The 12353-nt window shown below is 49.1% G+C and carries 11 protein-coding genes; 8 read left to right on the forward strand and 3 right to left on the reverse strand.

Translation table 11 applies throughout. The annotated features are described in order from the left end of the window. A partial coding sequence (locus tag DXC51_RS29775) for a hypothetical protein (RefSeq protein WP_207660847.1) occupies positions 1-183 on the forward strand: 183 nt, incomplete at its 5' end. A gap of 157 nt (positions 184-340) precedes the next feature. Next, complete coding sequence (locus DXC51_RS00525) at positions 341-553, forward strand: zinc ribbon domain-containing protein (protein ID WP_021640106.1); 213 nt, start codon at positions 341-343, stop codon at positions 551-553. A gap of 33 nt (positions 554-586) precedes the next feature. Here DXC51_RS00525 and DXC51_RS00530 read toward each other — a convergent pair whose 3' ends face one another. Beyond that, a complete protein-coding gene (locus tag DXC51_RS00530; protein WP_243003089.1) occupies positions 587-2236 on the reverse strand; it encodes an ABC1 kinase family protein in 1650 nt (549 codons plus the stop codon). Further along, on the reverse strand, positions 2169-2606 hold the full coding sequence (locus DXC51_RS00535) for a phasin family protein (RefSeq protein ID WP_117543276.1): 438 nt from the start codon (positions 2604-2606) through the stop codon (positions 2169-2171). The genes DXC51_RS00530 and DXC51_RS00535 overlap by 68 nt, the downstream gene beginning before the upstream one ends. 840 nt (positions 2607-3446) lie before the next feature. Between DXC51_RS00535 and DXC51_RS00540 the strand changes: the two genes are divergently transcribed. The 3 genes from DXC51_RS00540 (at position 3447) to zwf (ending at position 7386) form a co-directional block, all read left to right on the forward strand. Beyond that, positions 3447-4430, forward strand: a complete 984-nt coding sequence (locus DXC51_RS00540) for a beta-propeller fold lactonase family protein (protein ID WP_117543278.1) — start codon at positions 3447-3449, stop codon at positions 4428-4430. Between the two features lie 146 nt (positions 4431-4576). Further along, a complete protein-coding gene (gndA, locus tag DXC51_RS00545) occupies positions 4577-5989 on the forward strand; it encodes an NADP-dependent phosphogluconate dehydrogenase (RefSeq protein ID WP_117543280.1) in 1413 nt (470 codons plus the stop codon). Next, positions 5986-7386: a glucose-6-phosphate dehydrogenase gene (zwf, locus tag DXC51_RS00550; protein WP_035322762.1), complete on the forward strand. Its 1401-nt coding sequence runs from the start codon at positions 5986-5988 to the stop codon at positions 7384-7386. Before gndA ends, zwf begins: the two co-directional genes overlap by 4 nt. Positions 7387-7569: 183 nt before the next feature. Here zwf and DXC51_RS00555 read toward each other — a convergent pair whose 3' ends face one another. After that, entirely contained in the window at positions 7570-8256 is a 687-nt protein-coding gene (locus DXC51_RS00555) for a 4Fe-4S binding protein (RefSeq protein ID WP_117543282.1), read from the reverse strand. Between the two features lie 283 nt (positions 8257-8539). Here DXC51_RS00555 and DXC51_RS00560 point away from each other — a divergent pair, with 283 nt between their 5' ends. From DXC51_RS00560 to DXC51_RS00570, 3 genes are all read left to right on the forward strand, one after another. Beyond that, complete coding sequence (locus tag DXC51_RS00560) at positions 8540-9505, forward strand: carbohydrate kinase family protein (protein ID WP_025487978.1); 966 nt, start codon at positions 8540-8542, stop codon at positions 9503-9505. 168 nt (positions 9506-9673) lie between these two features. Then, the gene (locus tag DXC51_RS00565) at positions 9674-10876 is read left to right on the forward strand and encodes a cation:proton antiporter (RefSeq protein WP_117543284.1); all 1203 of its coding nucleotides are present in this window, start codon (positions 9674-9676) and stop codon (positions 10874-10876) included. A 9-nt stretch (positions 10877-10885) separates the two neighbouring features. Continuing rightward, complete coding sequence (locus tag DXC51_RS00570) at positions 10886-12346, forward strand: MBOAT family O-acyltransferase (RefSeq protein ID WP_117543286.1); 1461 nt, start codon at positions 10886-10888, stop codon at positions 12344-12346. Positions 12347-12353 lie beyond the last annotated feature (7 nt).

A 12353-nucleotide genomic window follows, 5' to 3' on the forward strand; every position in this document is an offset into this window, starting at 1 on the left:
AATTGCTATACCAATCCTCCTTGTTTTGCGAAGCAAAATGCGAACCCTTTGGTGAGCAGAGGATTTGCCTCCTTGTTTTGCGAAGCAAAATGCGAACCCTTTGGTGAGCAGAGGATTTGCCTCCTCTTTTGCGGATTCCCTGTGCCGAAAGCCATCGTTAAAGATGATTTAGGATGGGTTTAGGCAGCAGCTGTAGAAACAAAAGTTACATAAAAATTATAAAGGAAACTGTTCTTAAAATAAACGGTTTTAGAGAAAAATAAGATTAATTTAAGATCTATCTTTAGAATAATCTGCTATAATGTGAAGCATCAATATGGAGGAAATGAGGTAGAGGATCATGGAAAAAAGACAATACATTTGCCCGAAATGCGGATGCCAGAATTATGAGAGCGACCAGTTCCAGGCAACAGGCGGCAACTTCGCAAAGATTTTTGATGTTCAGAATAAAAAGTTTGTTACCATAAGCTGCTGTCAGTGCGGCTATACGGAGCTGTATAAGGCGAAGGGGTCCGATGGCTGGGATATTCTGGACTTCCTGATCGGTAACTAAGGGACGGCCATAAGAACCGGAACAGGTTTCAGGTTATTTCTTTCGCAGGAAGATACAGAAAAGCAGGTATAGAAACAGAATACCACCCATGCAAAAGCCAAGAAAGGCAGGCCAGGGAACGCCCAGCAGAAGAGGTGTAACCGGCGCCAGGCACAGAAGGGCGGAGCTTATGAACAAAGAGGCGGCCAGGATGGCGAGGACCAGGTAGTGAATACCGTTCTTAAGAATCCTGCCCGTCTCTTCTGCATTTACCAGCTCCAGGTTCAGCTTTGTCTGTCCGTTTTTGGTGATGTTGAGAAGATCGGAGAGCTGAGCCGGGATTTCCAGGGATTTGGACAGGGAGGAATAAGCCAGGCGCGAATTTTTCTTAAGCTCATGGCCTAAATCAAAATCGTCCATGAGGATGGAGGCCATGTGTGAGGAGAGGATCTGGAACATATTCACATCGGGTGCGCAGGCGGAGAGCATTCCTTCCATTGTTATCATGCTGCGTCCAAGCAGGGTGATATCAGAAGGTATTGCAATATTGTGGGATTTCACCATATCCAGCAGTTTTTCTATTAAATCGCCCACATCCATGCTGCCGAAGCCGGTGGTCAGGAATTTGCTTACAATATCATCGATGTCCGTATAAAGGAGGGCATGATTAATACGCCCTTTGGCTTCGCCGAGGGCGAGAAGTACATTTTTCAGTTCATACATATCATTTTTGAGGACTGCGACTACGGCTCTTTTAAAAAGGGCGCGGTAACGGGAAGAAAGAGTTCCCATCATGCCCAAATCCAGCCAGGCTATCTGACCGCCGGAAATGCGGATATTTCCCGGATGGGGATCAGCGTGGAAAAAGCCGTCCTCCAGAATCTGCTTGCAGTAATTCTCCGCGGCCTTACGGCCGATTTCCGTCATATCATAGCCCTGTTTTTCCAGCTCTTCGGTATTATCAATCTGGATTCCGTCGATATAGCTCATCACCATGCAGCAGGAGGTGGTAAGCTCATGATATACAGAGGGGCAGGTTACATAACGGATGTCCTTATGGTTGAGAGAGAAGGTGTCGCAGTTGGCTGCTTCCTTCAGAAAGTCCATTTCTTCCTGGGAGGTCTTCCACAGCTCATCAATTACCGTTCGGAAATCAATAAGATCACCGGTGCCGATAGTGAATCTCAGAAGAGATACCGCATGGCGCATAAGGGTGATATCCTCCGCCATGATTTCATGGATGTGGGGGCGCTGTACCTTGATGACAACCCGTTCCCCATTTTTAAGCACGGCAGGATGAACCTGGGCGATGGAAGCCGAACCCAGGGGGATGGGGGAGATTTCTGTGAAAATCTCTTCTGCCGGACAGCCCAGCTGTTCTTCTATCACCTCTTTTATGACATCAAAAGAAAGGGGCTTAACATCGGTTCTTAACCGTTCAAGCTCCTTGCAGTAGGCCTCCGGAAGCATATCGGAACGCATGGACATGATCTGGCCCAGCTTCACGTAGGTGGGTCCCAGGTCTTCCAATATCAGCCGGAGCTTTTCCGGCTGAATACCGGAAGTAATATGATGTTTTTTTAAAACCCCCAGTATCTCTTTTAATCGGATACCGGAGGCGTCATTCTGGTGCAGATTACTTGTTGTCACAATTTTCCCCGTCACATTTGCGGGCAGCATCTTCGGAGCATTCTTTCTCTTCACATCCGCATCCGCAGCCTTCATCTTCAGCAGCTTCGGCGTCAGCTTCCGCTTTTTCCTCAGCAGCTTCTTCAGCGGTCTTAGTAGCCATTTCGTTCAGCTTCTCTTTAAGAGCGTCAAGCTCTTCGCGGGACATCTTGTCCACTGCGGAGAAGACATCCTTGAACTCGTTTACCACATTTACGGTAACGTGTTTGTTGATTTTCTCTTTGGTGCTGCGCTTCAGTTCTTCGTTCAGGACCTTTCCCTGCTCAACGGTGAGCTCGCCTTTTTCCACAAGATTGTCAATCAGGTTCTTAGCAGCCTCTCCGGTTGTTGCAACAGCGCCGACACCGGCAAGAAATATTTTTTTGATTCCTTCTGTAATATCCATAGTCATTCATCCTTTCTTTCAAAAAAGAGGGTTATTTTTTGTGATGACTATAGTATAACATATTGTCAGGAAATGTCTTGGATTTCAGAAAAGCTTTAGTAAAAATTAAGAGTTTGATAAGTTTGGGGTGGGGGTAATGGCCTGAACCGTGTCAGCACCGGAGCTTCCGGCTTTTGTCACGGGCGGAGAGTGGGTTTTCTCCGGTGGGGCGGCTGTGGGGGGATTTGTTGAACCAGTTTCAAAAACGGGGCGTTTCTAACTGTTTCGGAAAGCCGGAATTCTGCCAGCGCGGCTGAACTCCTCGCCAGGATTGTTGGCGCAGAGGAGTTATATTTTGGCGGCTCGTCAAACAAGCCGCTAGGGACGGCAGAATTCCGGGCTTCCGAAGCAGTAAGAAACAGCCTCCGTTTTTTCGGATGGCTCAACAAATCCCCCCACAGCCGCCCCACCGGAGAAAACCCGCTCCGCCTTCGTGACAAAAGCCGGAAGCTCCGGTGCTGACACGGTTCAGGAGGGTAGGCTGTGGAGAACTGAAATGGTATGTGAGAGTTGGCGGAGAGGGGATGTGGGAGGGAAAATTGTATTGTAAAAGGAGGAGAATGGGGGTTGATTTATATATCTGTAATTGGTATAATTACAGATATAAACTGTTAATTAATATGTTACAGATAAAAATTATCAATATGGGAAATGAATATAGATTTTTTGTGTGATAGTGAAGGAAGTGGCTGGTTGGGGGAATACTTTTGTTGGAGAGTTTGACAGGGAGAGTTATGACGGGGTTTTACAGTGAAAAGATAAGAGAATGCTTTTACATAATATTTTAGGAGGTTTGGTGGAATGAAGGGGTATATCGGGACTTATGAGGGAATGGGGAGTATTGGGATTTATGGGTTTGAGATGGATGTCAGGTCGGGGGAGATGTCAGGCGGGGAGTTGGTGTGCGAGGCGCCGGATGCAAAGTTCCTGGCGTTGGAGGATGGAGTGCTGGCGGCTCCGGTGAAGAGGGGGGAGCAGGCGGGAATTTTGCTGGCGGATGTGAGGGGAAGGAGTGGAAGCGGAAGCCCGGAAGGGGAGAAGGAGGAGGTTTTGACGGAGAGGGTTGCTTCCTGTTATGTGGGAATGGATGGGGGGCGGCTGTTTTCGGCGAATTTTCATGAGGGGACGGTGTCTGTTTACAGGATTGAGGGATTGAAGGCAGACCTGGAAAAAAGGATTTTAATCGGGGAAGGAGCCGGATGTCATCAGGTTTTGTTTTCAGGGCGGAGGATGCTGGTTCCGTGTATGGAATTGGATGAGATTCGGGTGTTTGAGCGGGATGGGGCTTTTGCGGAAGCAGGCAGGATTAGGCTTCCGGAAGGGAGCGGGCCGCGGCATGGTGTGTGTGACAGGGAAGGAAAACGGCTTTTTATTGTGGGGCAGAAGAATAACAGGCTTTATTGTTTTCATATGATGGAGGATGGGGAATTCAGGGAAGCGTGGAATCTGGAGCTTCTTGACGGAACGGAGGAAAGCGGGAATGAGGCGGCAGCTATACGGCTGTCGGCGGATGAAAGGTTCCTTTATGTAAGTGTCAGGGGGGCGGATATTGTTGTGGTTGTTTCTCTTGAGGAAGGGACTGGGAAGGTGGTGCAGAGGAAGGAGTGCGGAGGCAGGCATCCAAGGGATTTGGTACTGGCGGCGGACGGCAGATTTCTGATAACGGCAAACAGGGATTCAAGGGATTTGGTAAGCTTTCCTGTGGATCAGGGGAGCGGACGGATCGGAGAGGAATGCGGACGGGTACGGACGGGAAGAGCTGTTTGTATTGCGTTGGAGGAATAGGCTGGCAGAGTACCGAAATGGCTGTACCGGAAAAAAGGCAGTAATGATTTGCGGAGTATGGATTTTTTAATAGTTTGTAAATTCATATTGCTGCGGACTTAAATATAGAAAAAATAGTATGCACATAAAAAGAAAGGAAAGAAGAGATGGGAACATTTGATATTGGTATGATAGGACTTGCAGTAATGGGAAGGAGCCTGGCGCTTAATATGGCGGATAAGGGGTTCCGGGTAGCCGGCTATAACAGGAGCCGGGAGGTAACGGAAGCGATGGTGAAGGAATATCCTCATGATAATTTTACGCCTTTTTATGATTTGAGGGAGTTTGTGGAGGCGCTGGCGCGGCCGAGAAAGGTGATGCTGATGATCAAGGCCGGAGGGGCCGTGGATGCGGTAATCGGCCAGCTGACAGAGCTTCTGGAGGAAGGGGATATTATCCTGGACGGGGGAAATTCCTTTTTTGAGGATACCAGAAGGCGTTATGAGGCGCTGAAGGAAAAGGGAATCCGTTATTTCGGCGTGGGAATTTCCGGCGGTGAGGAAGGGGCCAGGCGCGGTCCGTCCATTATGCCCGGCGGTGAGAAGGAAGCGTATGAACAGATCCGGCCTGTGCTGGAAAAAATAGCGGCTTATGCCGAGGGCGAGCCGTGCTGTACCTATATCGGACCGGACGGCGCAGGTCATTATGTAAAAATGGTACACAATGGAATTGAGTATGCGGATATGCAGCTGATTGCTGAGGCATATATTCTCCTGAAGTCGGTGGCTGGCTATACTAATGCTGAGCTGGGCGATATTTTTGAGGAATGGAACCAGGGAGAGCTGAAGAGCTACCTGATTGGGATTACGGCTGATATTTTCAGGGAAAAGGATGATTTTGAAGCGGGAGAGCTGCTGGATTACATTGTGGACAGTGCGGCCCAAAAGGGTACGGGACGCTGGGCGAGCATAGAATCCATGAAGCAGGGCGTGGATATTTCCATGATTACGGCTGCCTGCAACGCCAGGATCCTGTCCAATCATACAGAGCTGAGAAAAAAAGCGGCGGGTCTGCTTTCCGGGCCGGAGCCTGTGAAGGCGGAGAACAGGGAGCTTTTCAAAAATCAGGTAAGGGATGCGTTGTATGCGGCCAAAATCGCGGCTTATGCCCAGGGCTTTGATCTGATGCGCGATGCTTCGAAGAAATATGGCTGGAACCTTGATTTAGGGAAAATCGCGTCCATTTTCAGGGCGGGATGTATTATCCAGGCCGTATTTTTGAATGATATTACTGAGGCTTACCGGAAAAATCCGGAGCTGGATAATCTGATGCTGGATGAATTTTTCAGGAACCGTCTGGAGGAGTGCCAGGGTGGGCTTCGTCATGCGGCGGCGGAGGGCATCCGCAGCGGTCTGCCGCTTCCGGCAATGACTGAAGCGCTCTCTTATTTCGATGCCTTCAGAGGCGGATATACCGGAGCCAACCTGATTCAGGCGCAGAGGGACTGCTTTGGGGCCCATACGTTTGAGCGTACGGACCGGGAAGGCACGTTTCATCATGATTGGGGGAAAAGAAATTGAAAAAAACAATTACTATTTTCGGCGGGACTGGGGATCTCACCTTCAGAAAGCTGCTTCCGGCCATGTATAATATGCATGTGACAGGGGGCGAGGGAGCTGGGTATGATATTGTAATTATCGGCAGGAGAGACTATACCTCCGGGGAATACCGGCAGATCGCAAGGGATTGGGTGAAGCAGTTTTCCAGGCTGCCCTTTACGGAAGAGAAATATAAAGATTTTTCAGAGAAAATAGAGTATTACCGGATGGATTTTTCAGATCCGGCAGCCTATGAGGGTTTGGAGAATTATTATAAGGAAAGGGGGCTGAGTGAGCATATTTTTTACTTTGCGGTGGCGCCGCGGTTTTTCAGTACGATTGCGGAAGGGCTGGATGGGATCCATGAGGCCGGAAAGGGCAAGGTGATTCTGGAAAAACCTTTCGGGGAAGATCTTGAGTCGGCAAAGGAGCTGAGCAGGCGGCTGGAGGAGATTTTTGCGCCGGATCGGATTTACCGTATCGACCATTATCTGGGAAAAGAAATGGTCCGCAACATGCAGATTATCCGCTTCACCAATCCGGTTTTTGCAAACAACTGGAACAGGGACGCGGTCAGCTGCATCCAGATTTCCGCCATGGAGGATGTGGGCGTGGAAAACAGGGCCGGTTATTATGATACCAGCGGCGCGATGAAGGATATGGTGCAGAACCATCTGCTGCAGATACTTTCCATCGTGGCCATGGAACGTCCGGCTTCTTTTAAGGGAGAGGATCTGCATGAGGAACAGCTGAAGGTGCTGAAGGCGCTTCGGCCGGCATCCGGGGAAACCATACGGGATATGCTCGTACTGGGGCAGTATGAAGGCTATCGGGAGGAAAAGGGGGTAAAGCCCGACTCCACCACGGAGACCTATGCTGCACTGCGGCTGTTCGTTGACAATGAACGCTGGCAGGACGTCCCCTTTTATATCCGCACAGGGAAAAAGCTGGGACGCAGGGAGATGGAGGTAGCCGTGATTTTCCGGCAGACGGAAGAAAATGGCGAAAACAACGTGCTTCTCATTAAAATCCAGCCCATGGAGGGCGTTTACTTTCAGTTCAATATCAAACGCCCCGGGGAATCCGAGGAAGTCATCCAGACAAAAATGGACTTCTGCCAAAGTTGCGTCGTGGAAAACCGCATCAACACTCCTGAAGCCTATGAACGCCTTCTGGGCGCCTGTATGCGCGGCGAACGTTCCTGGTTCTCCCAGTGGGATCAAATCGAGGCAGGCTGGCGTTATGTGAGCGGAATGAAGCGGATTTACCAGGAAGAAAACCTTCCCATTGTCACATACGCACAGGGAACCTCCGGCCCGGAGGCCGCAGACCAAATGCTGAATACGATGGGGCATTCCTGGTTTGGCCAGGATGATTAACAGCAAAAACTGGATTTAATCATCGCGAAAGCAAAAGTATTCGCCAGTGAAATTCCGGTAACGGATTATAACGGTAAGGTTGTGTAGTAAAATAACCGATCAGACAATTATCTGGTCGGTTATTTTCATGTCAGTTGAACATCGTAGTCTTACGCACAGATTCAAATCCATTCTGGAAAAATACTATCTTTTCAAATTCTTATTTTCGCTACCCAAGTTGAAAGGGCAGATATCCCTGCATTTATGACAGTATATTTCCCAATTCCTGGTACCCTCATTATCTCCGAAGGCATTATCCCAACATACCTGCTGGTTAAGTTCCGCTTTTTCAAGCGCGTTATGGGGGCAGGCTTCCACACACAGGTTACAGTCGTTACAGATTTTTCCAAGGACAGGATCCTCCGCAAGTTCCGCCTCCGTAAGAACTGCACCCAGCCAGACCATGCTACCGAATTCTGGCGTTATAAGCAGGGAATGCCTTCCTATGGTTCCCAGTCCCGCAGCCTGCGCGGCATGCTTCTGGGAAACAATGGAACGCCAACGCCCTGTTTTATCATCCCACTGGCTTTCATTCGTAGGAACAGGAACTGCTAAAAACCCCATTTTTTCCAGTTCAATACATAAATCCAGGGCAATGGCGTCCATTTTAGCGGTAATGGAGTTCCTAACCCTTGTGTAAGGGACCGCAGTCCTGCATGCCAGGGTGCCCGCCGGAAACCTGCATGCAAAAGAAATCACTGAATTGCATGAAGGCAGCACATCCCGGGGATGATACCCTTCCGGCGCATCCTCAAACCTTTCCATTCCCGCGATTTTACACAAATCCGCTCCCAGGGAAATTACAATTTTTTTAATATCATCACTGCACATTTTGTCCCCTCCATAAGTGGTTCCCGTAAGCAATAACTGCCTACCACAACTGTTACGTTTCCATATTCCCACTTTAATTTCATATGTCCGGGCTGTCAAGCCAAAGCGGAAGCAGGCCGATAAATACCGGGAAACAGGCGGGTAGACAGCAAGATTAACTAAGCGGCTTATAGACCCAAACTTTCCCCGAAAAATTCTTTTCATTTTTCCTAAAAGCTGATAGAATAAAATTATAATCAGCCGGTTTGGGCTGTATAAAACAGGAAGGGCGGACGTTTATGTTATGAAAAAATTTGATGTGACAGCACTTGGAGAGCTTTTGATTGACTTTACCGACAATGGAAAGAGCGCTCAGGGAAATACACTGTTTGAGGCGAATCCGGGCGGGGCACCCTGCAACGTACTGGCGATGCTGAATAAATGCGGACACCCCACCGCTTTTGTAGGAAAAGTGGGAAAAGATATATTTGGCCTGAAGCTGAAGGCAACGCTGGAGGAAGTGGGAATCAATACTTCAAACCTGATTGTGGACGAGAATGCACGGACAACCCTGGCTTTCGTACAGACCTTTGAGGATGGGGACAGGGATTTTTCCTTTTTCCGCAATCCCGGTGCAGATATGATGCTTACGGCGGATGAGGTAAATGAGGAGCTTATCAGGGAATCCCGTATTTTCCATTTTGGAACGCTTTCCATGACTCACGACGGTGTGAGGGAGGCGACCAAAAGGGCCATTGCGGTGGCAAAGGAAAGCGGAGCCGTGATTTCCTTTGATCCGAATTTAAGACCTCCGCTGTGGAAGTCTCTGGAGGATGCCAGAGTTCAGGTGGCGTATGGGCTGGGACAGTGTGACGTGCTGAAGATTTCCGATAATGAAATCCAGTGGTTTACCGGAGAAGAGGATTTCGATGCGGGAATTGCCAGGCTCCGTGAGCAGTACCAGATTCCTCTGATTCTTCTTTCCATGGGAAGGGACGGCAGCAGGGCTTATTATAAGGATCTGAAGGTGGATGCGGCGCCGTTCCTGCAGGAAAGCACGATTGAAACAACAGGAGCAGGGGATACCTTCGGCGGAAGCTGTCTTCACTACATACTGAAATACGGCCTTGATAAGCTGGATGAAGAAAAGCTGAAGGAAATGCTTACCTTCGCCAACGCGGCGGCGTCCATTGTTACCACCAGGAAGGGTGCGCTTCGCGTAATGCCTGAAGTGGAGGAAGTGGAAAGCTTTATCCAGTCCAGAAAGTAGCAGATACATTTTTTATGAAAGCAGCGCAGGTGTTGGATTGCCGTTTAAGGCACGCCGGGAAAACACCTGCGAACTTTCTGTGCCCGCAGGGCGGTACGGACCGGACAGGGGGAGAAGGAACTCCTGGACGGTGGTTTGATTACCCGAAGATACGATGAGGAGGATATCATGGAAGCTTATAGTGTGTTTAAGGATTTGGCGATTATCATAGTAGCGGCAAAGGTTTTTGCGATCCTGGCAAGAAAATGCAAGGCGCCCCAGGTAGTGGGTGAAATTGTGGCAGGACTTCTTTTGGGGCCAAGTCTCCTTGGACTGGTGCAGCAGTCGGAATTTATTCTGCAGATGGCAGAAATCGGCGTTATACTCCTCATGTTTTCAGCAGGACTTGGCACCAACCTGCGTGAGCTGATGAAAACAGGGCCGATAGCGCTGTTGATAGCCACCTGTGGCGTAGGCATTCCATTGATCGGCGGCGCGCTGCTGTATATGTGCTTTTACGGATTTATGCCCTGGGGATCGGAGGACTTTTATAAAGCGGTGTTCATGGGCGTAATTCTCACCGCAACTTCGGTCAGCATTACCGTGGAATCGCTGAAGGAAATGGGCAAGCTGAAGGGGAAGGTGGGAACCACAATCCTGAGCGCGGCGATAATCGACGATGTTATCGGCATCATTGTCCTGACCTTTGTTATCGGCTTTAAAAATCCCGAATCCAATCCCGGAACGGTAGTTATGGACACGGTTCTGTTTTTCCTGTTTGCCATTGGTGTTGGCTTCGTATGCTATATTGTATTTAAATGGATGGATAAAAGATATCCCCATACGAGAAGAATTCCCATCATGGGCCTGGCTCTCTGCTTTGCCATGGCATATATTGCGGAAAAATATTTTGGGATTGCGGACATCACAGGGGCCTATGTGGCAGGACTGATCCTCTGCTCCATTCAGGATTCCGACTATATTGCCCGTAAGATGGATATCAATTCCTATATGATATTCGGGCCGATTTTCTTCGTCAGCATCGGTCTGAAAACAGATATCGGCGACATGAATATGTCCATTCTTTTTTTTGCCGTATGTTTTGTTCTGGTGGGGCTGCTTACCAAGATCGTGGGCTGCGGCCTGATGGCAAAGGCCTGCCGTTTCAATGCGGCGGATTCCCTGAAAATAGGCGTGGGTATGATGACCAGAGGAGAGGTTGCCCTGATTGTTGCGCAGAAGGGGTTGAACGTGGGGCTGCTTAATCCCGTATACTTTACGGCGGTTATCCTTTTGATTGTATTTTCCTCTATCCTTACGCCTATTATCCTGAAGGTTCTTTACTCAAAGGATAAAATGCCCCAGGATCCGGAATCAGCACTGGTTTCTTAGGAGGACTGAATGCTTTTTAACTCATACGTATTTATTTTTCTGTTTCTGCCCCTCGCACTGGCGGGCTGGCTGATTCTTAACAAATGCAGACAATATAAGCTGGCACAGGGATATCTGATTGGGATGTCCCTGTGGTTTTATGCTTATTTTAACGTCAGCTTCCTGTGGGTGATAGCCGGAAGCTGTCTCTTTAATTATGGGCTCAGCCTGATACTTTCAAAAAAAGATACCCCGAAAATGAGGAAAACGTTGATGCTCCTTGGCTGCCTCGGCAATCTGGGGGCACTGGGATATTTTAAATATTGCAATTTTTTCCTGGAAAATATCAATGCGTTGTTCCGTGCCGGTTTCCAGATGAAGAACATCCTTCTTCCGCTGGGAATCAGCTTTTTTACGTTCCAGCAGCTTTCCTTCCTCATTGACAGGTGCCGGGGGGAAGCGCCCCATTATGGGCTGCTGGATTATCTGAGCTTTGTCACCTTTTTCCCGTCCCTTATTTCCGGACCGATTGTGCTGCACGCGGCGACGGTTTCCCAGTTCCGTGATATTTCACGCAGGCATTTTGATGAGGAAAGCTTTGCAAAGGGCGTTATGCAGTTTACCATGGGCCTTGGGAAAAAAGTGCTTCTGGCCGACACGCTCATGCTGGCCGTGAATTACGGCTATGAAAATATCGGTTCCCTGGACACTGTTTCAGCCCTTCTGACAGCCTGCTTCTATACGCTGGAGCTTTATTTCGACTTCAGCGGCTATTCGGACATGGCCATCGGTGTGGGAAAAATGTTCCGTATTACAATCCCGGAAAATTTCAATTCTCCCTATAAGGCGGTGTCGGTCAAGGATTTCTGGAAAAGATGGCATATTACCCTCAGCTCCTTTTTACAGACCTATATCTATTTTCCTCTGGGAGGAAGCCGCAGGGGAAAGTCCAGGACTATCGTAAACACCCTTATCACCTTTCTGATCAGCGGCCTGTGGCACGGTGCCAACTGGACCTTCGTGTTCTGGGGGCTGCTTCACGGGATCGGCGTTGCCTTTAACAGCCTGAAGCTCTTTTCCATCAAAAAGAAATGGCTCTGCCGCCTTTTTACTTTTTCCTACGTGTGCATGGCCTTTGTATTTTTCCGGGCGGACAGCCTGGCGGACGGCTTTCACCTGCTGGGCCGCATCCTGTCCTTCCAGTACAACGGAAGCCTGGTGAACCTGGCCGCCGCCATGGAGCCGTCGGAAATCTATATCGTTACCAAAGCGCTTTCCATGATGGCCCCCGGCCTGATAAGCCTGGTCCAGATCGGTATGATGCTGCTTATCACTATAATATCCGCAGTGGTCCTCACCCGCAGCACGGCGCAGCAGATTACGGAACAGAAAAAAATAACCGGCAGGTTTACGGTTGCCCTGGCATTTTTATTTGCCTGGTCGGTTATTTCCTTATCCGGGGTAAGCTCCTTTGTTTATTTCAATTTTTAAACCCGCC

The organism is Eisenbergiella massiliensis (genome assembly GCF_003435485.1).

Excerpts from the sequence above, each read along its gene's own strand:
- DXC51_RS00525 (WP_021640106.1), top strand. The coding sequence starts at position 341 with ATGGAAAAAAGACAATACATTTGCCCGAAATGCGGATGCCAGAATTAT.
- DXC51_RS00535 (WP_117543276.1), bottom strand. The coding sequence starts at position 2,606 with ATGGATATTACAGAAGGAATCAAAAAAATATTTCTTGCCGGTGTCGGC.
- DXC51_RS00540 (WP_117543278.1), top strand. The coding sequence starts at position 3,447 with ATGAAGGGGTATATCGGGACTTATGAGGGAATGGGGAGTATTGGGATT.
- gndA (WP_117543280.1), top strand. The coding sequence starts at position 4,577 with ATGGGAACATTTGATATTGGTATGATAGGACTTGCAGTAATGGGAAGG.
- DXC51_RS00555 (WP_117543282.1), bottom strand. The coding sequence starts at position 8,256 with ATGTGCAGTGATGATATTAAAAAAATTGTAATTTCCCTGGGAGCGGAT.
- DXC51_RS00560 (WP_025487978.1), top strand. The coding sequence starts at position 8,540 with ATGAAAAAATTTGATGTGACAGCACTTGGAGAGCTTTTGATTGACTTT.
- DXC51_RS00565 (WP_117543284.1), top strand. The coding sequence starts at position 9,674 with ATGGAAGCTTATAGTGTGTTTAAGGATTTGGCGATTATCATAGTAGCG.
- DXC51_RS00570 (WP_117543286.1), top strand. The coding sequence starts at position 10,886 with ATGCTTTTTAACTCATACGTATTTATTTTTCTGTTTCTGCCCCTCGCA.